General features: G+C 60.3%; 21 protein-coding genes and 1 other RNA gene. 20 read left to right on the forward strand and 2 right to left on the reverse strand.

The genetic code is table 11. The features are described 5' to 3' along the window. Positions 1-18: 18 nt before the first annotated feature. Both AC3ZU9_RS24650 and AC3ZU9_RS24655 read right to left on the reverse strand, forming a co-directional pair. Entirely contained in the window at positions 19-390 is a 372-nt protein-coding gene (locus tag AC3ZU9_RS24650; RefSeq protein ID WP_043204808.1) for a YraN family protein, read from the reverse strand. Then, the gene (locus AC3ZU9_RS24655; protein ID WP_012722287.1) at positions 390-2,201 is read right to left on the reverse strand and encodes a penicillin-binding protein activator; all 1,812 of its coding nucleotides are present in this window, start codon (positions 2,199-2,201) and stop codon (positions 390-392) included. Before AC3ZU9_RS24655 ends, AC3ZU9_RS24650 begins: the two co-directional genes overlap by 1 nt. 176 nt (positions 2,202-2,377) lie before the next feature. Between AC3ZU9_RS24655 and rsmI the strand changes: the two genes are divergently transcribed. The 20 genes from rsmI to AC3ZU9_RS24755 all read left to right on the forward strand — a co-directional run bounded on the left by rsmI (position 2,378) and on the right by AC3ZU9_RS24755 (position 23,731). Beyond that, a complete protein-coding gene (gene rsmI, locus AC3ZU9_RS24660) occupies positions 2,378-3,283 on the forward strand; it encodes a 16S rRNA (cytidine(1402)-2'-O)-methyltransferase (protein ID WP_162471070.1) in 906 nt (301 codons plus the stop codon). A gap of 96 nt (positions 3,284-3,379) precedes the next feature. Then, positions 3,380-3,733, forward strand: an RNA gene (rnpB, locus tag AC3ZU9_RS24665) — RNase P RNA component class A. Between the two features lie 354 nt (positions 3,734-4,087). Continuing rightward, entirely contained in the window at positions 4,088-4,543 is a 456-nt protein-coding gene (gene mraZ, locus AC3ZU9_RS24670; RefSeq protein WP_003171868.1) for a division/cell wall cluster transcriptional repressor MraZ, read from the forward strand. Next, positions 4,540-5,487 carry a 16S rRNA (cytosine(1402)-N(4))-methyltransferase RsmH gene (gene rsmH, locus AC3ZU9_RS24675; protein WP_012722289.1) on the forward strand — a complete coding sequence of 316 codons (948 nt, stop codon included), beginning with the start codon at positions 4,540-4,542 and terminating at the stop codon, positions 5,485-5,487. Before mraZ ends, rsmH begins: the two co-directional genes overlap by 4 nt. Further along, a complete protein-coding gene (ftsL, locus tag AC3ZU9_RS24680) occupies positions 5,484-5,777 on the forward strand; it encodes a cell division protein FtsL (RefSeq protein ID WP_004371991.1) in 294 nt (97 codons plus the stop codon). The genes rsmH and ftsL overlap by 4 nt, the downstream gene beginning before the upstream one ends. Next, positions 5,777-7,519: a peptidoglycan D,D-transpeptidase FtsI family protein gene (locus AC3ZU9_RS24685; RefSeq protein WP_163825657.1), complete on the forward strand. Its 1,743-nt coding sequence runs from the start codon at positions 5,777-5,779 to the stop codon at positions 7,517-7,519. The genes ftsL and AC3ZU9_RS24685 overlap by 1 nt, the downstream gene beginning before the upstream one ends. Next, complete coding sequence (locus AC3ZU9_RS24690) at positions 7,519-8,982, forward strand: UDP-N-acetylmuramoyl-L-alanyl-D-glutamate--2,6-diaminopimelate ligase (RefSeq protein ID WP_093542154.1); 1,464 nt, start codon at positions 7,519-7,521, stop codon at positions 8,980-8,982. Before AC3ZU9_RS24685 ends, AC3ZU9_RS24690 begins: the two co-directional genes overlap by 1 nt. Next, positions 8,975-10,345, forward strand: a complete 1,371-nt coding sequence (locus AC3ZU9_RS24695) for a UDP-N-acetylmuramoyl-tripeptide--D-alanyl-D-alanine ligase (protein ID WP_490091472.1) — start codon at positions 8,975-8,977, stop codon at positions 10,343-10,345. The genes AC3ZU9_RS24690 and AC3ZU9_RS24695 overlap by 8 nt, the downstream gene beginning before the upstream one ends. Next, positions 10,345-11,427: a phospho-N-acetylmuramoyl-pentapeptide-transferase gene (gene mraY / locus AC3ZU9_RS24700; RefSeq protein WP_064054787.1), complete on the forward strand. Its 1,083-nt coding sequence runs from the start codon at positions 10,345-10,347 to the stop codon at positions 11,425-11,427. The genes AC3ZU9_RS24695 and mraY overlap by 1 nt, the downstream gene beginning before the upstream one ends. 6 nt (positions 11,428-11,433) lie before the next feature. Next, complete coding sequence (murD, locus tag AC3ZU9_RS24705) at positions 11,434-12,780, forward strand: UDP-N-acetylmuramoyl-L-alanine--D-glutamate ligase (protein WP_102061598.1); 1,347 nt, start codon at positions 11,434-11,436, stop codon at positions 12,778-12,780. Further along, a complete protein-coding gene (ftsW, locus tag AC3ZU9_RS24710; RefSeq protein ID WP_012722295.1) occupies positions 12,777-14,000 on the forward strand; it encodes a putative lipid II flippase FtsW in 1,224 nt (407 codons plus the stop codon). The genes murD and ftsW overlap by 4 nt, the downstream gene beginning before the upstream one ends. Then, positions 13,990-15,060, forward strand: coding sequence for an undecaprenyldiphospho-muramoylpentapeptide beta-N-acetylglucosaminyltransferase (murG, locus tag AC3ZU9_RS24715; RefSeq protein WP_012722296.1), 1,071 nt, complete (start codon positions 13,990-13,992; stop codon positions 15,058-15,060). Before ftsW ends, murG begins: the two co-directional genes overlap by 11 nt. Then, on the forward strand, positions 15,053-16,498 hold the full coding sequence (gene murC / locus AC3ZU9_RS24720; RefSeq protein WP_012722297.1) for a UDP-N-acetylmuramate--L-alanine ligase: 1,446 nt from the start codon (positions 15,053-15,055) through the stop codon (positions 16,496-16,498). The genes murG and murC overlap by 8 nt, the downstream gene beginning before the upstream one ends. Then, complete coding sequence (locus AC3ZU9_RS24725; protein WP_490091473.1) at positions 16,495-17,451, forward strand: D-alanine--D-alanine ligase; 957 nt, start codon at positions 16,495-16,497, stop codon at positions 17,449-17,451. Before murC ends, AC3ZU9_RS24725 begins: the two co-directional genes overlap by 4 nt. Positions 17,452-17,454: 3 nt before the next feature. Then, positions 17,455-18,324: a cell division protein FtsQ/DivIB gene (locus tag AC3ZU9_RS24730; RefSeq protein WP_046034338.1), complete on the forward strand. Its 870-nt coding sequence runs from the start codon at positions 17,455-17,457 to the stop codon at positions 18,322-18,324. Positions 18,325-18,339: 15 nt separating this feature from the next. Next, complete coding sequence (gene ftsA / locus AC3ZU9_RS24735; RefSeq protein ID WP_010213031.1) at positions 18,340-19,602, forward strand: cell division protein FtsA; 1,263 nt, start codon at positions 18,340-18,342, stop codon at positions 19,600-19,602. A gap of 66 nt (positions 19,603-19,668) precedes the next feature. After that, complete coding sequence (gene ftsZ, locus AC3ZU9_RS24740; RefSeq protein ID WP_012722300.1) at positions 19,669-20,874, forward strand: cell division protein FtsZ; 1,206 nt, start codon at positions 19,669-19,671, stop codon at positions 20,872-20,874. Between the two features lie 112 nt (positions 20,875-20,986). Further along, complete coding sequence (gene lpxC, locus AC3ZU9_RS24745; protein WP_003171886.1) at positions 20,987-21,898, forward strand: UDP-3-O-acyl-N-acetylglucosamine deacetylase; 912 nt, start codon at positions 20,987-20,989, stop codon at positions 21,896-21,898. Positions 21,899-22,260: 362 nt separating this feature from the next. Then, positions 22,261-22,734, forward strand: a complete 474-nt coding sequence (locus tag AC3ZU9_RS24750) for a CesT family type III secretion system chaperone (protein ID WP_320400245.1) — start codon at positions 22,261-22,263, stop codon at positions 22,732-22,734. After that, positions 22,727-23,731 (forward strand): hypothetical protein, encoded by a 1,005-nt coding sequence (locus tag AC3ZU9_RS24755; RefSeq protein ID WP_490091474.1) that lies wholly within the window; start codon positions 22,727-22,729, stop codon positions 23,729-23,731. Before AC3ZU9_RS24750 ends, AC3ZU9_RS24755 begins: the two co-directional genes overlap by 8 nt. Positions 23,732-23,739 lie beyond the last annotated feature (8 nt).

Consider the following 23,739-nt stretch of genomic DNA (forward strand, 5'->3'; position numbering starts at 1 on the left):
GTGAAGATGTCCGGTGAATCAGCTGTCGAAGGCATCTTTGAGCCAGTTCAGATCAGCCTGACCAGACGGTGTGCTTTCTAGGGCAACCACATCGAAACGGCAGGGGGCGTCGGCCCAGCGATGCTCTTTTTGCAGGAAGAACTGCGCGGCGAGTATCAGCTTCTGACGCTTGCGCCCGTCAATACTGGCGAGCGCGCCACCCCATTGTGCGTGTTTTCTGTAGCGGACTTCGACGAATACTACTGTATCGCCGTCAAGCATGACCAGATCAAGCTCGCCACGTTTACATAACCAGTTCTGCGCCAGTAGGCGCAGACCCTGGTGTTGCAGGTATTTCAGCGCTTGAAGTTCGGCATCCTTGCCGCTTTGTGCGCTGGACCTCTCAGGCATCAGCGAGGGGTGTCCGGCAGGCGCTGGATCTCGCCGCCGACGAATTTCGCCCAAGGCATCTGGCGATCAACGCGTTGGTTGGCGCTGATGCCCAGGTTGCCCGACAGGCCGTCAACGCGGGTATCCGGCAACGCTTTGAGTTGCCCCAGGCGTGGCGCCAGGCGGTAGGCATCGACGCCCATCGCGTACAGACGGCCAAGGCTGCCGTTGGCCTGCGGCCATTGTGCGGCAACCTGGTTGCGCAGCGGGTCGGTGGTGTTGAGCAGCCAAGGGGTTTCGCAGAACATCACGTTGGTCATGTCCAGGTACTGGTTCTTGTCGCCGCTGGCACTGAATACGTGGGACGTGGCGTATACCGGCACATCGCCGGCGTATTGGAAGTTCAGGGTTGGCTTGATCTGCTGGGCCAATTGCGGGGTCACAGCCAGGAAGATGAACTCGATGTCCTGGCGACGCGACGGCTGCGCGGCTACGTCGGTGCCGACGGTGCTTTGCAGGCTCTTGGCACGGCCTTCGCTTTTGCGCAGTTGGAACAGGTCGGCGATCTGCTGGGCCAGGGCCACTGGCTGATCAACGTACTCAACCCCCATGACCGTGCCACCGTTGGCTTCCCAATCCTGACGGAAGGCCTTGTAGACACGCTCACCCCATTCGCCACGCGGCACCATGGCCGCAGCACGATGCAGGCCGTCGGCCCGGGCACGGCGCGAGACTTCGCGGGCTTCGTCTTCCGCGGCCAGGCCGAACTGGAACAACTGCGCAGGGCTGCGATCCGTCTCGCTGTAGTTCAGTGCCAAGGTGGTGATTGGCAATTGCGGGCGCGCGCTGAGTTGTTTGACCAGCGGCTTCTCCAGCGGGCCGACCACCAACTGTACGCCGGCGGCCTGGGCCTTGGCGTAGAACTCATCGATGGAGGTCAGGCGTGAGCTGTCATAGAACTCGATCACCGGCGGCTTCTGCCCGGCCTGTTCGGCCTGGTAGTGCGCAGCCATGAAACCTTCACGCAGCGCCTTGCCGACGGAGGCCAGCGGGCCATCCTGCGGCAGCAGCAGGGCGATCTTGTTCAGGGGCTGGCTGGCCAGTTCCTTGAGCTTGGTGAGCGGCGTCGGCAGTTGCACGGCAGCCGGGTGGCCCGGGTTCTGCGCGCGCCAGGTGTCGATGGCGGCTTGTTGTTGCTCCAGCGTACCGGCGCCCTTGACCGCCTGGGCCAGGGTGATCCAGCCGTCCAACACCGGGTTGCCGCTGGCTTGCAGCTGTTCGGCCGGCAGGGCGGCGATCAATGCCCAGATGGCTTCGTGGTTGCTGTTGGCGGCATCGCCTGTGAGCAGCGGGGCCATGGCAACGCGCTCGCGGGCGGCGGCCAGGGTCTGGCCATCGGCTTCATAAGCACGGGCATGCACAGTACCAGTGCGGATCTGCTGTTCAGGCGGCAGGTCCTTCAGGTTTTGCAGGCTCGGGTGGTTCAAGGCGGTCAGCGCGGCCTTGGGCTGGTTGCGCGTCATGGCCAGTTCGGCGGCCAGGGTGCTGGCAAATACTTGCGCGGCTGGCTTGAGAACATCCAGGGGCACCTGCGCAAGTATCTGCGACGAACGGCCAGGATTGTTCTGTTTGTAGGCCAGGTCGGCTGCGCTCAGGCGCAGCATAGCCGCCTGTTCTGGCGTCTTGGCGGTAGTGGCCTGTTCGAGCAGTTGCTCGATACTGGCGTCCGGGGTCCGTGGAAGGTCGCCAAGGCTGGACGAGGGCGAGCTGGCACACGCGGCCAATAAGGCAGCGAGGCAGAGGGCGGAGAGCAGCCGCAGGCAAGCGATCATGTAAGTGTTCCTGATACCGATCAAATTAGCGTGGAATTGTACCCAAGCACTGGCCCAGGCGCGATGTTACTGGCGTGAAACCGTCGATTTAGGTCGTGCAAATGTTGATATTGGTTACGGAAGGCTGAAAAGGCATCGGCCGTGATGGCATATTTTCAAGGCGCCTACGCGCTACAATGTGGCTTTTGCCAACCATCGAGGTGTGCGTTTTGACTGCTCCAGGTCCTTTGAATTCCACTGCAGGCTCGCTTTTTGTCGTGGCGACGCCCATTGGCAACCTGGACGACATCAGTGCCCGGGCGCTTAAAGTGTTGCGCGAGGTTAAATTGATCGCGGCCGAAGACACACGGCACTCCCAGCGGTTGATGCAGCATTTTGGTATCAGCACGCCCTTGGCGGCCTGCCACGAACACAATGAGCGCGAAGAAGGCAGCCGTTTTATCGTGCGCCTGCTGGCGGGCGACGACGTGGCGCTGATCTCCGACGCGGGTACCCCGCTGATCTCCGACCCTGGCTACCATCTGGTGCGCCAAGCGCGGGCCGCTGGTATCAATGTAGTGCCTGTTCCGGGAGCCTGCGCGCTGATCGCTGCATTGTCGGCGGCCGGCCTGCCTTCCGACCGCTTTATCTTCGAAGGTTTCTTGCCGGCCAAGGCGGTAGGGCGGCGTGCGCGTCTTCAAGCGTTAAAGGAAGAGCCGCGCACCTTAATTTTCTACGAAGCGCCTCATCGCATCCTTGAATGCCTGCAGGACATGGAGCTGGTCTTTGGCGGCGAGCGCCTGGCGCTGCTGGCCCGTGAGCTGACCAAAACGTTCGAAACCCTCAAGGGGCTGCCCTTGGAGGCGCTGCGCGGGTTTGTCGAAGGCGACAGCAATCAGCAGCGCGGCGAGTGTGTGGTGCTGGTGGCGGGCTGGACGGCACCGGAAAGCGAGGACGCCGTCAGTAGCGAGGCGATGCGTGTGCTGGACTTGCTGCTGAAGGAAATGCCCCTCAAGCGTGCTGCGGCGTTGGCCGCTGAAATTACCGGTGCACGCAAGAATGTGCTGTATCAAGTTGCGCTGGATAAACAGAAAGCCGAATAGTTCCGGGGTTAAACCGGTATTTCGTCCGAAGGTGATGGCATTGCTGTACTTTTAATACTTGTCCTAACTCCGCCGTGCCGTTAACCTGCGCGGCGGAGAGTCGATTGGACAGTCGCTGCCTTCTATGAAAATTAGGGGGGGGAGGAAAGTCCGGGCTCCATAGGGCGAAGTGCCAGGTAATGCCTGGGAGGCGTGAGCCTACGGAAAGTGCCACAGAAAATAACCGCCTAAGCACTTCGGTGCCGGTAAGGGTGAAAAGGTGCGGTAAGAGCGCACCGCGCGACTGGCAACAGTTCGTGGCTAGGTAAACCCCACTTGGAGCAAGACCAAATAGGGTCCCAAGGCGTGGCCCGCGCTGGGACCGGGTAGGTTGCTAAAGATGTCCAGTGATGGCCATCGTAGACGAATGACTGTTCAAGACAGAACCCGGCTTATAGATCGACTCTCCACCTTTTTCCTTCTGTCCGAATCTCGGGCAGAAACCCGGTAGTAACGCAAGAATCCCTCCCTGCCAAATCATTGGCAGATGCATCTTCGTAATACCAAAAAAATCTTACTCTTAATAAATTACTTTAACTTTAGCCTATAGCGCTTTGAGCTATCTGCGCTTGTTGGGCCAAAAATACCGTCGAACTCTGGTTTCTCCTCCGTTTGCGCTCCTAAATCTCCGTTCTGTAAGGCTTTTCCTTGAATCCGCGCCTTGACGGTGTGGTGGGCGCATTCCTATAGTGTGCGCAAGTGGCGGAAAGTGGCACAAAGTGGGTTTTTTGAACGTAAAACGCTAAAATTTGGAGAAACGCATCTGTGTTTCGCGGAGCTAACGCTATCAGTCTCGATGCAAAAGGCCGTCTCGCCATGCCGAGCCGGTATCGTGACGAGCTCATTTCGCGAAGTTCCGGACAGTTGATCATCACCATTGATGCCGTTGACCCTTGTTTATGTGTTTACCCGCTCGATGAGTGGGAGTTGATTGAAACCAAGTTGCGCGCCCTGCCTTCATTGCGTGAAGAAAACCGCCGCCTGCAGCGTTTGCTGATCGGTAATGCCGTCGACCTCGAGCTCGATGGCAGCGGTCGTTTCCTGGTGCCCCCGCGTTTGCGCGAGTACGCCAAGCTCGACAAGCGCGCAATGCTGGTCGGCCAACTGAACAAGTTCCAATTGTGGGACGAAGATGCCTGGGATGCTGTTTCTGCAGCTGACCTGGCTGCTATTCAACAACCGGGCGCCATGCCTGATGAACTGCGTGATTTGATCCTGTGACTATTGATAGCGGCTTTAACCACATCACCGTACTGCTTGACGAAGCCGTTGAGGCTCTCGCCGTACGCGCGGATGGCTGCTATTTGGATGGCACGTTCGGCAGGGGCGGGCATAGCCGGTTGATACTCAGCCAGCTCGGGTCCGACGGTAAGCTCCTCGGGTTCGACAAAGACCCCCAAGCGATTGCCACCGGGCAAGCGCTAGCGGCCGAAGACGGCCGCTTTGTCGTTGTGCAGCGCAGCTTTGCCGAGCTGGGTGCCGAAGTCGCCGAGCGCGGCATGGCAGGCAAGGTGGCCGGGGTTTTGCTCGATCTGGGCGTGTCTTCGCCACAGCTCGATGACCCTGAGCGCGGCTTCAGTTTCATGAACGATGGTCCGCTCGACATGCGCATGGACCCGACCCGTGGCGTGAGTGCTGCGCAGTTCATCGCCACCGCGCCAGTGGAAGAAATCGCCCGTGTGTTCAAGGAATACGGTGAAGAGCGCTTCGCCGGTCGCATGGCTCGCGCCGTGGTCGAGCGTCGCGAAATCCAGCCGTTTGAACGCACCGCTGACCTGGCCGAAGTGCTGAAGGTCGCCAACCCAGCGTGGGAAAAGGGCAAGAACCCGGCCACCCGTGCGTTCCAGGGCCTGCGCATTCACGTCAACAACGAATTGGGCGACCTGGAGGCCGGCCTCGAGGCTGCCCTCGAGGCCCTGGAAGTGGGGGGGCGCCTGGTGGTGATCAGCTTCCACTCCCTGGAAGACCGTATCGTCAAATTGTTCATGCGCCGCCTGGTCAAGGGCGAGTCCGACAACCTGCCGCGCAACCTGCCGGTGCGTTTCGAAGCTTTTGTGCCGAAAATCAAAATCCATGGCAAAGCGCAGTTCGCTTCCGAAGCCGAACTCAAGGCCAACCCACGTTCCCGTAGCGCTGTCATGCGTGTTGCGGAGAAGTTGCGGTGAGCAAGCTTTTCGCCAAGCCCCTCCCGGGCGGCAGCTTCTTTATGTTGCTGTTGTTTGTCGGCGTGCTGGTTTCCGCGATTGCGGTGTCCTACAGCGCCCACTACAACCGTCAACTGCTCAACACCCTGTACGGGGAATTGAGCGTGCGTGACAAGGCGCAAGCGGAATGGGGTCGGTTGATCCTGGAGCAAAGTACCTGGACGGCCCATAGCCGCATCGAAGTGCTGGCCACCGAACAGCTGAAAATGCACATTCCGGGCGCGGCTGACGTTCGCATGGTGGCGCCATGATGAAACTCGAGGGCGCACTCTACCCATGGCGTTTCCGCCTGATGCTCGGCTTGCTGGCATTGATGGTGGGTGCGATCGCCTGGCGGATCATCGACCTGCAAGTGGTCGACCGCGACTTCCTGATCGGCCAGGGCGACGCCCGCAGCCTGCGGCATATTCCGATTCCTGCGCACCGCGGCCTGATCACCGACCGTAATGGCGAGCCCCTGGCCGTCAGTACACCGGTGACTACCCTGTGGGCCAACGCCAAAGAATTGCAGGTCGCCAAAGACCGCTGGCCGCAACTCGCTGCCGCCCTGGGCCAGGACCCGAAAGCCTTGGCTGAACGCCTTGAGGCCCAGGCCAACAAAGAATTCATCTACCTGGTGCGCGGCTTGACCCCCGAGCAAGGCCAGCAAGTGCTCGACCTTAAAGTCCCCGGTGTCTACGGCATCGAGGAATTCCGTCGTTTCTACCCAGCCGGTGAAACCACCGCGCATATGGTTGGCTTTACCGACATCGATGACCACGGCCGCGAAGGTGTGGAACTGGCCTACGATGAATGGCTGGCCGGGGTTCCCGGCAAACGACAAGTCATCAAGGATCGGCGCGGTAGGCTGATCAAGGATGTCCAAGTCACCAAAAACGCCAAGGCCGGTAAGCCCTTGGCGTTGTCGATTGACCTGCGCCTGCAATACCTGGCCAACCGCGAGCTGCGTAACGCGATCATCGAGAACGGCGCGAAGGCCGGCAGCCTGGTGATCATGGACGTCAAGACCGGCGAGATCCTCGCCATGGTCAACCAGCCGACCTACAACCCGAATAACCGTCGCAACCTGCAACCGGCGATGATGCGCAACCGCGCCATGATCGACGTGTTCGAGCCGGGTTCGACCATGAAAGCCATCTCCATGAGTGCCGCCCTCGAAACCGGGCGCTGGAAACCCAGTGACAAGGTCGAGGTGTATCCGGGCACGTTGCAGTTAGGCAAATACACCATTCGTGACGTATCGCGCACCGAAGGTCCGGTGCTGGATTTGACAGGTATCCTGATCAACTCCAGTAACGTGGGCATGAGTAAGGTCGCCTTCGATATTGGCGGCGAAACCATCTACCACCTCGCACAGAAGATCGGTTTGGGCCAACCCACCGGCCTGGATTTCCCCGGCGAGCGCGTGGGTAACCTGCCGAACTACCGCGACTGGAAAAAGGCCGAGACCGCCACGCTTTCCTATGGTTACGGCCTGTCGGTGACGGCGATCCAATTGGCTCATGCTTTCTCTGTATTGGCGAATAATGGCCGCATGGTTCCACTGAGCCTGATCCACGTCGACGAGGCACCGAAAGCCACCCAGGTGATCCCTGAAAACGTCGCCAAGACCATGCAAGGCATGCTGCAACAAGTGATCGAAGCCCCTCGTGGCGTGTTCCGTGCCCAGGTGCCGGCGTACCACGTGGCCGGCAAGTCGGGTACGGCGCGTAAGACATCGGTTGGCACCAAGGGCTACGCCGAAAACTCCTACCGCTCGCTGTTCGCCGGTTTCGGCCCGATGAGCGACCCACGCTACGCCATCGTCGTGGTGATCGATGAACCGAGCAAAGCCGGTTACTTCGGTGGCCTGGTCTCGGCGCCGGTGTTCAGCAAAGTGATGTCCGGCACCCTGCGCCTGATGAACATCACGCCGGACAACCTGCCGCCGACCCAACAAGCGAACGCCGGACCACCGGCCGCTGCTGTAAAAGCCAATGGAGGGCGCGGCTGATGTCTCTTAGCCTGAACAAGATTTTTGCCCACGCCGGTCGTGATCTGTTGATTCGCGAGTTGACGCTGGACAGCCGTAACGTACGCGCCGGTGACCTGTTCCTGGCGGTGCCGGGCGGTAAGTACGATGGCCGTGCGCATATCGCCGATGCGTTGCAGCGCGGTGCTGCGGCAGTGGCTTATGAAGTGGAAGGCGCCACCGTGCTGCCGATCACCGATGTGCCGTTGATTCCGGTTAAAGGGTTGGCAAAACAGTTGTCGGATATTGCCGGTCGCTTCTATGGCGACCCGAGCCGTCACCTCAACCTGGTGGGCGTCACCGGTACCAACGGCAAGACCAGCGTGACCCAGCTGGTCGCGCAAGCGCTTGACCTGTTGGGGCAGCACTGCGGCATCGTCGGCACCTTGGGCACCGGCTTTTATGGCGCGCTGCAAAGCGGCCTGCACACCACGCCGAACCCGATCGCCGTGCAAGCGACCCTGGCCGACCTGAAAAAGGCCGGAGCCAAGGCGGTCGCCATGGAAGTTTCGTCCCACGGCCTGGATCAGGGCCGCGTTACCGCCCTGGCTTTTGACGTGGCGGTGATGACCAACTTGTCCCGCGATCACCTGGACTACCACGGCACCATGGAGGCTTACGCCGCCGCCAAGGCCAAGCTGTTTGCCTGGAATGACCTGAAGTGCCGGGTGGTCAACCTGGATGACGCATTCGGCCGCCAACTGGCCGCCGAAGACAGCGAAGCGCGCCTGATCAGCTACAGCCTGGAAGATTCCAGCGCGTACCTGTTCTGCCGCGAAGCGCAATTTAATGACGAAGGCGTGCGCGCCACGTTGGTCACGCCTCAGGGCGAACACCATTTGCGCAGCACGTTGCTCGGGCGCTTCAACCTGAGCAACGTCCTCGCCGCCATCGGTGCGCTGCTCGGCCTGGATTACGCCCTGGATGAAATCCTGCGCGTGCTGCCCAAGCTTGAGGGCCCGGCCGGTCGCATGCAGCGCCTTGGTGGCGGCAAGCAGCCGCTGGTGGTGGTCGATTACGCCCACACCCCCGACGCCCTGGAAAAAGTCCTGGAAGCCCTGCGCCCACACGCCAAGGGCAAATTGCTGTGCCTGTTCGGTTGTGGCGGTGATCGCGATCGCGGCAAGCGTCCGTTGATGGCCGAGATCGTCGAGCGCTTGGCCGATGGCGTGCTCGTCACCGACGACAACCCGCGCAGCGAAGACCCGAGCCAGATTTTCGACGACATCCGCGCGGGCTTCAACGACGTGTCCAAGGCTGCTTTCGTCGCCGGTCGCGGTGCGGCCATTGCCCAATTGATCGCCAGCGCCAGCGCTGACGACGTGGTGGTACTGGCCGGTAAAGGTCACGAGGACTATCAGGAAATCAACGGCGAACGCCATGCCTTCTCCGATCTGGTCGAGGCCGATCACGCCTTGACGGCCTGGGAGGTCGCCCATGCTTAAAGCGATGACATTCAACGAGCTGGCCCAGGCCCTGTCGGCCCGAGTGCTGTCGAGCGATTGCAGCTTCGACGGCGTCAGTATCGACAGTCGCAACATCAAGCCGGGGCAACTGTTTGTCGCGCTCGCCGGCCCGCGCTTCGATGGTCACGACTACCTGAACGACGTCGCCGCCAAAGGGGCTGTAGGTGCCTTGGTGCAGCGTGAAGTGGCGGACGCTGCATTGCCGCAACTGCTGGTCGCCGACACGCGCCTGGCCCTCGGCCAACTGGGGGCGTTGAACCGTGCCGCATTCACTAATCCCGTTGCGGCCATCACCGGCTCCAGCGGCAAGACCACGGTCAAGGAACTGCTCGCCGGTGTGCTGCGCACGCGCGGCCCGGTGCTCGCTACCCGTGGCAACCTCAACAATGATTTCGGCGCACCCCTGACCCTGCTCGAACTGGCCCCGGAACACACGGCGGCGGTGATCGAACTGGGGGCTTCGCGCGTCGGCGAAATCGCCTACACCGTGGCGCTGACCAAGCCCCACGTCGCGATTATCAACAACGCCGGTACCGCCCATGTCGGTGAGTTCGGTGGCCCGGAAAAAATCGTCGAAGCCAAGGGTGAAATCCTCGAAGGTCTCGACGCTTCGGGCACAGCGGTATTGAATCTGGACGACAAGGCCTTCGAAACCTGGCGTGTACGCGCCGCCGGTCGCAAGGTCCTGACGTTTGCCGTGCTCAACGCCGCCGCCGATTTTCACGCATCCGCTATCACCGTCGATGCCCGTGGCTGCCCGTCCTTTACCTTGCACTCCCCGCAAGGCAACGAACACGTGCAGTTGAACCTGCTGGGCAACCATAACGTCGCCAATGCCTTGGCCGCTGCCGCTGCGGCCTATGCCTTGGGCGTGTCGTTGTTTGGTATCGCCACTGGCCTGGGCGCAGTGCAGCCGGTCAAGGGCCGCACCGTCGCGCAACTGGCAACTAACGGCATGCGCGTGATCGACGACACCTACAACGCGAACCAGTCCTCGGTCTGCGCCGCTATCGACCTGCTCAAAGGCTTCGACACTCGCAAGGTGCTGGTACTGGGCGATATCGCCGAACTGGGCGACTGGGCCGAGCAGTCCCACCGCGAAGTCGGCGCTTACGCCAGCGGCAAAGTCGATGCGCTCTACGCCGTCGGCCCGAACATGGCGCATGCCGTCAACGCGTTCGGGCCCGGTGCGCGGCATTTCGCGACCCAGGCCGAGCTGATCCAGGCGCTGACGGCGGCTGAACACGACACGCACACAACCATTTTGATCAAGGGATCGCGCAGCGCGGTGATGGAAAACGTCGTCGCGGCCTTGTGTGGCTCAAGTACGGAGAAACATTAATGCTGCTGCTGCTGGCTGAGTATCTGCAACAGTTCCACAAAGGCTTCGCGGTCTTTCAGTACCTGACCCTGCGCGGGATTCTGGGTGTGCTGACTGCGCTGTGTTTGTCGCTGTTCCTGGGGCCGTGGATGATCCGCACCCTGCAGAACCTGCAAATTGGTCAATCGGTCCGTAATGACGGCCCGCAGTCGCACCTGTCCAAATCCGGTACCCCGACCATGGGCGGCGCACTGATCCTGTCGTCCATCGGTATCAGCACCCTGCTGTGGGCCGACCTGCATAACCGCTACGTGTGGGTGGTGCTGTTGGTGACCTTGCTGTTCGGTGCCATCGGTTGGGTGGATGACTACCGCAAAGTGATCGAGAAAAACTCCAAGGGGCTGCCTAGCCGCTGGAAGTATTTCTGGCAGTCGGTGTTTGGCCTCGGCGCCGCGATTTTCCTCTACACGACAGCGCCGAGCGCGGTCGAAACCACCTTGATCATCCCGATGCTCAAGGACGCCAGCATTCCACTGGGCATCGGCTTCGTGGTGCTGACCTACTTCGTGATCGTCGGCTCCAGCAACGCGGTGAACCTGACCGACGGCCTCGACGGCCTGGCGATCATGCCGACGGTGATGGTGGGCGGCGCGCTCGGCATCTTCTGCTACCTGTCGGGTAACGTGAAATTCGCTGAATACCTGCTGATCCCTTATGTACCGGGCGCAGGTGAATTGATCGTGTTCTGCGGCGCGCTGATCGGTGCCGGCCTGGGGTTCCTGTGGTTCAACACCTACCCCGCACAAGTCTTCATGGGCGACGTCGGCGCGCTGGCGCTGGGCGCAGCCCTCGGCACCATTGCAGTGATCGTGCGCCAGGAAATCGTGCTGTTCATCATGGGCGGTGTGTTCGTGATGGAAACCCTGTCGGTGGTCATCCAGGTGGCGTCCTTCAAGTTGACCGGGCGCCGCGTGTTCCGCATGGCGCCGATTCACCACCACTTTGAACTCAAGGGCTGGCCTGAGCCACGCGTGATTGTCCGTTTCTGGATCATCACCGTGATTCTGGTACTGGTCGGCCTTGCCACCCTGAAACTGAGGTAGAAACGAGTGTCCCTGATCGCTTCAGACCACTTCCGCATCGTTGTCGGCCTCGGCAAGAGCGGCATGTCCCTGGTTCGCTTCCTGGCGAACCGGGGCAAGCCGTTTGCTGTGGCCGATACGCGGGAAAATCCACCGGAGCTGGTCACGCTGCGCCGTGACTACCCGCACGTGGAAGTGCGTTGTGGCGAGCTGGATGTCGAGTTTCTGTGCCGCGCCGATGAGCTCTACGTGAGCCCCGGCCTGGCGTTGGCGACACCGGCCCTGCAAGCCGCAGCGGCGCGTGGCGTGAAACTGTCCGGCGATATCGACCTGTTCGCGCGTCACGCGAAGGCGCCGATCGTGGCGATCAGCGGTTCCAACGCAAAAAGCACCGTCACCACCCTGGTCGGCGAGATGGCTGTGGCGGCCGGTAAGCGTGTCGCCGTGGGCGGCAACCTCGGTACGCCGGCGCTGGACCTGCTCAGCGACGACATCGAGTTGTACGTGATGGAGCTGTCGAGCTTCCAGTTGGAAACGACTCACGACCTTGGTGCCGAAGTTGCCACCGTCTTGAACGTCAGCGAAGATCACATGGACCGCTACAGCGGCCTGCCGGCCTATCACCTGGCCAAGCACCGAATCTTCCGCGGCGCCAAGCAAGTGGTGGTCAACCGCCAGGATGCGCTGAGCCGTCCGCTGATGGGCGAGGGCCTGCCGTGCTGGACCTTCGGCCTGAGCAAACCCGATTTCAAAGCCTTCGGCATCCGCGAAGAGCACGGCGAGAAGTACCTGGCCTTCGAATTCCAGAACCTGATGCCGGTGCGCGAGCTGAAAATCCGTGGCGCGCATAACCAGTCCAACGCCCTTGCGGCCTTGGCGCTCGGGCATGCCGTGGGCTTGCCCTTCGACGCCATGCTCTCGAGCCTGCGCACCTTCGGCGGCCTCGAGCATCGCTGCCAGTGGGTGCGTGACCTCCACGGCGTCAGCTATTACAACGATTCCAAGGCCACCAACGTCGGTGCGGCCCTGGCTGCCATCGAAGGCCTTGGCGCCGATATTGAAGGCAAGCTGGTGCTGATCGCCGGTGGCGACGGCAAGGGCGCCGACTTCAAGGACCTTAAAGGCCCGGTGGCCACGCATTGCCGTGCCGTGGTGCTGATCGGGCGCGATTCTGACTTGATCGCCGCCGCCCTGGGCGATGCCGTGCCGCAAGTCCGCGCCACGTCGCTGGACGACGCCATCGCCCACTGCAAAGCCCTGGCCCAGCCGGGCGATGCGGTGTTGCTGTCACCGGCGTGCGCCAGCTTCGACATGTTCAAGAACTACGAAGAGCGCGGTCAGCTGTTCGCCCGCGCCGTGGAGGCCTTGGCATGAGTATCGACTTCAGAAACATCATCAAGCCGTACCCGTCGCCGATCATTACCGGGCGCGGTATCGACCTGGATTTCCCGATGCTCGCCGGTTGCCTGGCGTTGCTGGGCCTGGGGTTGGTGATGATCACTTCGGCGTCCTCTGAAGTGGCTGCCGTACAGTCGGGCAACACGCTCTACATGATGATCCGGCACTTGGTTTACCTGGTGATCGGCCTCGGTGCCTGCATCGTTACCATGATGATTCCCATCGCTACCTGGCAACGCCTGGGCTGGCTGATGCTGATCGGGGCGTTCGGCTTGCTGATCATGGTGATCCTGCCCGGCATCGGCCGGGAGGTGAACGGTTCGATGCGTTGGATCGGCTTCGGCGCGTTCAACGTGCAGCCGTCGGAAATCGCCAAGGTGTTCGTGGTGATTTACCTCGCCGGTTACCTGGTACGTCGCCAGAAAGAAGTGCGCGAAAGCTGGATGGGCTTTTTCAAACCGTTCATCGTGCTGTTGCCCATGGCTGGCCTGCTGCTGATGGAGCCCGACTTCGGGGCCACCGTCGTGATGATGGGGGCGGCGGCGGCGATGTTGTTCCTCGGCGGCGTGGGCCTGTTCCGCTTCACCTTGATGGTGGTGCTGGCGGTGGCGGCGGTGACGGTGCTCGTGCAAGCGCAACCCTACCGGATGGCGCGTCTGATCACGTTTACCGACCCCTGGTCCGATCAGTTCGGCTCCGGTTACCAATTGACCCAGGCGTTGATCGCCTTTGGTCGTGGCGAGTGGCTGGGCGTCGGCCTGGGCAACAGCGTGCAAAAACAGTTCTACCTGCCGGAAGCGCACACCGACTTCGTGTTCTCGGTGTTGGCCGAAGAATTGGGCGTGGTGGGTTCGCTGTGCACCGTCGCGTTGTTCGTGTTCGTGTGTGTGCGCGGCATGTACATCGGCATGTGGGCCGAGAAGGCCAAACAGTATTTCGCTGCTTACGTGGCGTACGGCTTGTCTTTCCTGTGGATCGGCCAGTTCCTGATCAATATCGGCGTGAACGTCGGCCTGCTGCCGACCAAGGGCCTGACGTTGCCGTTCCTCAGCTACGGCGGCAGTTCGTTGGTGATCTGCTGTGCCTGTCTTGGCTTGTTGCTGCGCATCGAGTGGGAGAGTCGTACCCACCTGGGCAGCGAAGAGATGGAGTTCAGCGAAAGCGACTTCGCCGAGGAGCCGACCCATGGGCGCTAACGTGCTGATCATGGCCGGCGGCACCGGGGGCCATGTGTTCCCGGCACTGGCCTGCGCGCGGGAATTCCAGAACCGTGGCTACACCGTGCACTGGTTGGGTACACCGCGCGGCATCGAAAATGAACTGGTGCCCAATGCTGGCTTGCCGCTGCACCTGATCAACGTCACCGGCCTGCGCGGCAAGGGCAAACTGTCCCTGCTCAAGGCGCCGTTCGTGTTGCTCAAGGCGGTGTGGCAGGCGCGCAAAGTGATTCGCGACGTGCAGCCGGTGTGTGTGCTCGGGTTTGGCGGTTATGTGACCGGTCCTGGTGGTGTGGCGGCGAAGCTCGCCGGCGTGCCGGTGATTGTGCACGAACAGAACGCCGTCGCCGGCACCGCCAACCGCTTGCTGGTGCCCTTGGCCGCACGGGTGTGTGAAGCGTTCCCGAATACGTTCAGTGCGTCGGACAAGCGCCGCACCACCGGCAACCCGGTGCGCACCGAACTGTTCATGGACATCGCCCGCCAGGCGTTGGCCGGGCGCAAGGCGCACCTGCTGATCCTGGGCGGAAGCCTGGGCGCCGAGCCGCTGAACAAATTGCTGCCGGAAGCGGTGGCGCAACTCCCTGCAGAATTGCGCCCGGAGATCTTCCACCAGGCCGGCAAGAACCACGATGAAGTCACCGCCACGCGTTACCGCGAAGCCGGTGTGGAGGCGAACGTACAGCCTTTCATCAAAGACATGGCCCATGCCTATGGCTGGGCCGACCTGGTGGTCTGTCGCGCTGGTGCGCTGACCGTCAGTGAACTGGCCGCCGCCGGTCTGCCGTCCTTGCTGGTGCCTTTGCCCCATGCGATTGACGATCATCAGACCCGCAACGCCGAATATTTGGCCGGGGAGGGCGCTGCCTTCCTGCTGCCGCAAAGAACGACTGGCGCCGCCGATTTGGCCGCACGCCTGACCGAGGTTTTGATGCAACCGGAACGACTCAACAGCATGGCGAGCACCGCAAGCCGCCTGGCCAAACCTGACGCAACCCGCACCGTGGTCGATATCTGCCTGGAGGTGGCCCATGGTTGAGAATCAGAAAGCCATGCCACAACCTGAGATGCGCCGCATCCGTCGCATCCACTTCGTTGGTATCGGCGGCGTGGGTATGTGCGGCATTGCCGAAGTGCTGCTGAACCTGGGTTATCAGGTATCCGGCTCTGACTTGAAAGAGTCGCCGGTCACCGATCGCCTGAAATCCTTTGGCGCACAGATCTTTATCGGCCACCGTGCCGAGAATGCCGCTGAGGCCGACGTGCTGGTGGTTTCCAGCGCCGTGAACACCTCCAACCCGGAAGTGGCGACGGCCCTTGAGCGCCGCATTCCCGTGGTGCCACGCGCCGAGATGCTGGCCGAGCTGATGCGCTACCGCCACGGCATTGCCGTCGCCGGTACCCATGGCAAGACCACCACCACCAGCCTGATCGCCTCGGTGTTCGCCGCCGGTGGCCTGGACCCGACGTTTGTCATCGGTGGCCGCCTGAATGCAGCCGGTACCAATGCCCAGCTCGGCACCAGCCGTTACCTGATCGCCGAAGCCGACGAAAGTGATGCCAGCTTCCTGCACCTGCAACCGCTGGTGGCCGTGGTCACCAACATCGACGCCGACCACATGGCGACCTACGACGGTGACTTCAACAAGTTGAAGAAAACCTTCGTCGAGTTCCTGCACAACCTGCCGTTCTACGGTCTGGCCGTGGTGTGCCTGGATGATCCGGTGGTGCGTGAAATCCTGCCGCAGGTCAAGCGCCCGACCGTGACCTACGGCTTCAGCGAAGACGCCGACGTGCGCGCGATCAATGTGCGCCAGGAAGGCATGCAAACCTACTTCACCGTGCTGCGTCCCGACCGTGAGCCGCTGGACGTCTCGGTGAACATGCCGGGCAACCACAACGTGTTGAATTCCCTCGCGACCATTTGCATCGCCACCGATGAAGGCGTCAGCGATGAAGCCATCGTCGAAGGCCTGTCGCGCTTTGCCGGTGTTGGCCGTCGCTTCCAGGTCTACGGCCAACTGCCGGTAGAAGGCGGCGATGTGATGCTGGTGGACGATTACGGTCACCACCCGACCGAAGTCGCCGCCGTGATCAAGGCTGTGCGGGGTGGCTGGCCGGAGCGCCGCCTGGTGATGGTGTACCAGCCGCACCGCTACAGCCGTACCCGCGACCTGTATGACGACTTCGTCAATGTACTGGCCGATGCCAACGTGCTGCTGCTGATGGAAGTCTACCCGGCCGGTGAAGAGCCGATCCCGGGCGCCGACAGCCGCAAGCTGTGCAACAGCATCCGCCAGCGTGGCCAGTTGGACCCGATCTACATCGAGCGCGGTGTGGACCTGGCGCCGATCGTCAAGCCGCTGCTGCGTGCCGGCGACATCCTGCTGTGCCAGGGCGCTGGTGATATCGGTGGTCTAGCACCTAAGTTGCTCGCCAGTCCGCTGTTTGCAGCCGCTCAGGGGAAGTCGAAATGACCACTGACTACGGCTCCCTGTTCTCGACCATCACGCCTGCCGACTTCGGCCGCGTGGCGGTGTTGTTCGGCGGCAAGAGCGCCGAGCGCGAAGTGTCGCTCAAGTCCGGCAACGCCGTGCTCGAAGCCCTGCAAAGCGCCGGTGTGAACGCGTTCGGCATCGATGTGGGCGATGATTTCCTCGCTCGCCTGCAGGCCGAGAAGATCGACCGTGCCTTCATCATCCTGCACGGCCGTGGCGGTGAAGACGGCAGCATGCAAGGCCTGCTGGAGTGCGCTGGCATTCCTTATACCGGCAGCGGCATCCTCGCCTCGGCGCTGGCCATGGACAAGCTGCGCACCAAGCAGGTGTGGCACAGCCTGGGTATTCCAACACCGCGTCACAGTGTGCTGTGCAGCGAAGACGATTGTATTTCTGCAGCCAAGGAACTGGGCCTGCCTTTGATCGTCAAACCAGCCCATGAAGGCTCCAGTATCGGCATGGCTAAAGTGAACTCGGCCGCCGAATTGATCGACGCATGGAAAGCGGCAAGTACCTACGATTCGCAAGTGTTGGTGGAACAGTGGATCCAAGGTCCCGAGTACACCATCGCCACCCTGCGTGGCCAGGTATTGCCGCCTATCGCATTGGGCACGCCCCACACCTTTTACGACTACGACGCCAAGTACGTGGCTTCCGATACCCAGTACCGGATCCCGTGCGGCCTCGACGCAACCAAGGAACAGGAATTGATGGACCTCACGGCGAAAGCCTGTGAGGCGCTGGGTATCGCCGGTTGGGCGCGGGCAGACGTGATGCAGGATGGCCAAGGGAATTTCTGGTTCCTGGAAGTCAACACTGCACCGGGCATGACCGATCACAGCCTGGTACCTATGGCCGCCCGTGCCGCCGGTCTGGACTTCCAGCAGTTGGTGCTGGCGATCCTGGCCGCAAGCATTGAGCCCAGAGGCTAAGACATGAAAGGCGCATCGCTTCGTCATCAGCCCCCACAAGCACCGAGCCGCAAGCCGGTGCCACGGGGTGCCAGCCGAATGGTGGCTAAAGAGCCGATGTCGGCGCGCCTGCCGAAAGCCAATTTTGGTTTCCTCAAGGCGCTGTTCTGGCCGGTGCTGCTGGTGGTGTTGGGCTTCGGCACTTACGAGGGCGCACAGCGTCTATTGCCGTACGCCGACCGGCCGATCACCAAGATCAGCGTACAGGGCGACCTGAGTTACATCAGTCAGCAAGCGGTACAGCAGCGCATCGGCCCGTACCTGGCGGCGAGCTTCTTTACCATCGACCTGGCGGGTATGCGCGCCGAGTTGGAACAGATGCCGTGGATCGCCCATGCCGAGGTCCGCCGCGTGTGGCCGGACCAGGTGACGATCCGCCTGGAAGAACAACTGCCCGTGGCCCGTTGGGGTGACGAGGCGTTGTTGAACAACCAGGGCCAGGCATTCACCCCGCGTGAGCTGGCCAATTACGAGCACCTGCCGCAGCTGTTCGGGCCGCAGCGGGCGCAGCAGCAAGTGATGCAGCAGTACCAGGCCTTGAGCCAGATGCTGCGGCCACTGGGCTTCTCCATTGCACGCCTGGAACTGCGTGAACGGGGCAGCTGGTTTTTGACGACCGGGGCAGGCAGTTCCGGCCCGGGCATCCAGTTGTTGCTGGGACGCGACCGCTTGGTGGAAAAGATGCGCCGCTTCATTGCCATCTATGACAAGACCTTGAAAGAACAGATTACGAACATTGCGAGCGTCGACCTGCGTTACGCCAACGGCCTTGCCGTCGGCTGGCGTGAACCGGCTGCGCCCACGGCAGCGCAACCCGCTGTCGCGAAGAATTAAGAAGAGGCAGGACCCATGGCAAACGTGCAAAGCGGCAAAATGATCGTCGGTCTCGATATCGGCACCTCCAAGGTGGTGGCGCTGGTGGGCGAGGTCGGGGAAGACGGCGTCATCGAAATCGTCGGTATTGGCACGCATCCGTCCCGGGGCCTGAAGAAGGGCGTGGTGGTGAACATCGAGTCCACCGTGCAATCGATCCAGCGCGCCATCGAAGAAGCGCAGCTGATGGCGGGTTGCCGGATTCACTCGGCGTTCGTCGGCGTGGCCGGCAATCATATCCGTAGCCTGAACTCCCACGGCATCGTGGCGATCCGCGACCGCGAAGTCAGCTCGGCCGACCTTGAGCGCGTCCTCGACGCTGCCCAGGCCGTGGCGATCCCGGCTGACCAGCGCGTGCTGCACACCCTGCCGCAGGACTACGTGATCGATAACCAGGAAGGCGTTCGCGAGCCCCTGGGCATGTCGGGCGTACGTCTGGAAGCCAAGGTTCACGTGGTGACCTGCGCCGTCAACGCTGCACAGAACATTGAAAAATGCGTGCGCCGCTGCGGCCTGGAAATCGACGACATCATTCTTGAGCAGTTGGCCTCGGCTTACTCGGTACTGACCGACGACGAAAAAGAGCTGGGCGTCTGCCTGGTCGACATCGGCGGCGGCACCACCGACATCGCGATCTTCACCGAGGGTGCGATCCGTCACACCGCCGTGATCCCGATTGCCGGCGACCAGGTCACCAACGACATCGCCATGGCGCTGCGTACGCCGACCCAGTACGCCGAAGAAATCAAGATCCGCTACGCCTGCGCCCTGGCCAAGCTGGCCGGTGCCGGCGAGACCATCAAGGTGCCAAGCGTGGGCGACCGTCCACCGCGCGAACTGTCGCGCCAGGCTCTGGCTGAAGTGGTCGAGCCGCGTTACGACGAGCTGTTCACCCTGATCCAGGCTGAACTGCGCCGCAGCGGCTACGAAGATTTGATCCCGGCCGGCATCGTGCTGACCGGTGGTACCTCGAAGATGGAAGGCGCGGTCGAACTGGCCGAGGAAATCTTCCACATGCCGGTTCGCCTGGGCGTACCCCATGGCGTCAAAGGCCTGGGCGACGTGGTGCGCAACCCGATTTATTCCACCGGTGTGGGCTTGCTGTTGTACGGGCTGCAAAAGCAGACCGACGGCATTTCCCTGTCGGGCCCGAGCAACCGTGACAGCTACCGCAGCGACGACGAGGCGAAAGCGCCGTTGTTCGAGCGGCTGCAGGCTTGGGTCAAGGGCAATTTCTAACGATTTACCGCAACACCGCAGTAAGCAGTAGGCGAAAAAACTAGAGAAAACGAAAGGAGAGGGAACATGTTCGAACTCGTAGACAACATCCCCGCCAGCCCGGTCATCAAAGTGATTGGTGTTGGTGGTGGCGGCGGCAACGCTGTCAACCATATGGTCAAGAGCAACATTGAAGGCGTTGAATTCATCTGCGCCAACACTGATGCCCAGGCGCTGAAAAGCATCGGCGCGCGGACCATCCTGCAATTGGGCACAGCCGTGACCAAGGGCCTCGGCGCTGGCGCCAATCCGGAAGTCGGCCGTCAAGCCGCCCTGGAAGACCGTGAGCGTATTGCGGAAGTGCTGCAAGGCACCAACATGGTGTTCATCACCACGGGCATGGGCGGCGGTACCGGTACCGGTGCGGCGCCGATCATTGCCGAAGTGGCCAAGGAAATGGGCATCCTGACGGTCGCTGTGGTGACTCGTCCGTTCCCGTTCGAAGGTCGCAAGCGCATGCAGATCGCCGACGAAGGCATCCGTCTGCTGTCTGAAAGCGTCGACTCGTTGATCACCATTCCTAACGAGAAGCTGCTGACTATCCTGGGCAAGGACGCAAGCCTGCTGTCCGCGTTCGCCAAGGCTGACGATGTACTGGCCGGTGCCGTTCGCGGTATCTCCGACATCATCAAGCGCCCAGGCATGATCAACGTCGACTTTGCCGACGTACGTACCGTGATGAGCGAAATGGGCATGGCGATGATGGGCACTGGCTGCGCCAGCGGTCCGAACCGTGCACGTGAAGCCACTGAAGCGGCTATCCGCAACCCGTTGCTGGAAGACGTGAACCTGCAAGGTGCACGCGGCATCCTGGTGAATATCACCGCCGGTCCTGACCTGTCCCTGGGTGAGTACTCCGACGTGGGTAGCATCATCGAAGCCTTCGCTTCCGAGCACGCGATGGTCAAAGTCGGTACCGTGATCGATCCGGACATGCGCGATGAACTGCACGTGACTGTGGTTGCGACCGGCCTGGGTGCCAAAATCGAGAAGCCTGTGAAGGTTATCGACAACACCCTGCATAACAGCCAAGCCAGCCACGCCAGCCAATCGGCTGCCGCTCCAGCGCCTTCGCGCCAGGAACTGCCGTCGGTGAACTACCGTGACCTGGACCGTCCGACCGTGATGCGCAACCAGGCTCAGGCCGGTGCTGCGGCGTCCCGTAGCCCGAATCCGCAAGATGATCTGGACTACCTGGACATCCCGGCATTCCTGCGTCGTCAGGCCGATTAATGGAATGTATCAGGGCTATGAAGGTGATTGGTGTTCAGCAAAGGTCTGGTCTGCTATTATCGCCAGCCTTTGTTGATACCAGTTCGCAATTTGCGCTGAAGCGGTCCAAGCCATGATTAAACAACGCACTCTGAAGAATATTATTCGTGCCACAGGTGTAGGTCTGCACTCCGGGGAGAAGGTATACCTGACCCTCAAGCCTGCACCTGTCGACACCGGCATCGTGTTTGTGCGTGCCGACCTGGACCCTGTGGTGCAGATACCTGCTCGCGCGGAAAACGTTGGCGAAACCACGATGTCGACCACATTGGTCAACGGTGACGTCAAGGTGGACACGGTGGAGCACTTGCTCTCGGCCATGGCCGGTTTGGGCATCGATAACGCCTACGTCGAGCTCTCCGCGTCCGAAGTCCCGATCATGGATGGCAGCGCTGGACCCTTCGTATTCTTGATTCAATCTGCCGGCCTGGAAGAACAGGACGCAGCCAAGAAGTTCATTCGCATTCTGCGGGAAGTGACAGTAGAAGACGGCGACAAGCGCGCCACCTTCGTCCCGTTCGAAGGCTTTAAAGTGAGCTTTGAGATCGATTTCGATCACCCGGTATTCCGTGACCGCACCCAAAGTGCAAGCGTGGATTTTTCCAGCACTTCGTTCGTAAAAGAAGTCAGCCGCGCCCGTACCTTTGGTTTCATGAGTGACATCGAGTACCTGCGCAAGCACAACCTCGCACTCGGCGGCAGCGTTGAAAACGCCATTGTGGTCGACGCGGATGGTGTACTGAACGAAGACGGCCTTCGCTACGAAGACGAGTTCGTGAAGCACAAGATCCTCGATGCAATCGGTGACCTCTACCTGCTGGGCAATAGCCTGATAGGCGAGTTCAAAGGCTTCAAGTCGGGCCACGCCCTTAACAACCAGCTGCTGCGCAAGTTGATTGAGCAGACAGACGCTTGGGAAGTCGTGACCTTCGAAGATGCCAGCACCGCACCGATCTCTTACATGCGTCCCGTTGCGGCGGTGTAAGTAACAACTCTCTTTCTTTAGTTTTGAAAGGCCACCTTCGGGTGGCCTTTTTTTTTGCTTGAATTTCAGTGCCTTGTATTTATCCGGGCGGCGATGGAGCGTCGAGGTGGAAATGTATTTGTGGTCGGGTAGGGGTTTATGTTCCGGTCGCCAGGTGTTGAATTTTTTTGCAATAGTTAGCTGGTTTTCTTTATTCAAGCTGTCTGAGTAATGTAGTGCTGTCGTACTGTTTTTCGATGTGAAGCATGGATGCTCTGAATTGTGGTTTCCACGAATTTCGGAGTGATGTTTATGTTTATGATTTTAGAGCTTGGCAGATTGTTCGATATGAACTTCGTCGGTTATGCCGGGAGTGTTCGAACATGAGTAAAGAAGACGCTATCTTGCACTCGTTCGGTCTGAAGCTCGGTCTGCCCGGGCTGAAGTTTGATGCTTCCCGCGCTTGCCAGTTGAGAGTTGAGGGGCTCAAGCTGGCAATTTATGATAATCGAGTCAGAAAGAGCATGACAATTCTTTGTGAACTCTCGGATCACTCGATGAGTGACACGGAGGTTCTGGATTGGCATAAGTTTCTGTTTGAATCCCAATTTGAATACTTGAATAAGGATACGGCTGTCGTCGGGCTAAATTATCTGTCAGGTGCAATGGTCGCGATGAGTCATATCGCCGATCACGATCTGTCTCTCTCACAGCTCATTGCGAAACTAAATGAGCTGATTGAATGGGTGCTGGAGTGTTCCCACCGGTTTGCCACCCGATCACGTCAGGTGCTTATCGGCCTGTCGCCTCCCGCTTATCAGTGTGCGAAGAGCCTGAGCAGAGGTCATTATGCCTAGTATCAGCCCGACCAATTCCCATGACACCTTTCCCACCTTCCCTGACGCATCGGCAGTCGGTGTTTTGGAAAGTAATGGTGTAAAGCGCCGAGTAACTATTGATGATGCCACTGGCCGATTGGGTGGTTCACTACCTGGTTCATCAGGTAGCGGTTCCACGGTAGACAAGGATGTTGCTGCTCGACAGATTGTGAAGGCGATTCGGGGATTCATCAGTGGAAAGTCTCATGAGCGGATGATTCACAACGGTTCGCTATGGAGGGGCGCGCCGGCCAGCGCTGAGAAAGACCACATTGATAAACTTTCAAGGAATAACCTCAAAACACTTTATAACGAACTGGGGGTGCTGTCCGCACAGGAAAGTAAATTTCTCACCGAGTTTTTTAATGTGCCTCTGTATGCGACCCATAGTACGGCCGCTCCGGTAAAACGTGAGGATGGCAACATTGCATTGTTTTCGCGTCAAAAGCTGATTGATCGAAGTATTATTTTTAATACTGATAATTCACCTCAGGAAGATATAAAGCTATTGGGTAATGATGACTTTGTATTTTTTGCCTTGGAGGCAGGCGTCGAACCCAAGAAGCCAAGTAGCCGTTTTGGTGGTACCACGTTTCGTTTCGGATTTGACGCGTCTGCGTTCAAGGATTCAGCGTGGTTAAGTTTGGTTGAAATGCGTTTTGCACAGACGCCAAATTTGGATCGACATATAGACGGCTTGAGCGGTGACGAATACGCCCGGATCTCAAAGCGAAAAATTAATCCATTTGAGACTGTTTTTTCAAGGGGGGACATGAGCGCGGGTATTGGCTTATCGCTTGTTCAGGATTTTCGGAAGCTTTCACCGGCATCAAACCATCGTATGCTTGAATCTACGGGAGAAGTGGAAATGAATAAGCTTGTTAATGGCTTCTATCGTCCAGAGATAAAAGTCGCCAGGCATTTTTTCTCGGACAACTATATGGAGGCGGCCGTCAGAAAGGATGACAAGACATAGGCCAACAG

It is taken from the genome of Pseudomonas sp. A39, from assembly GCF_058145955.1.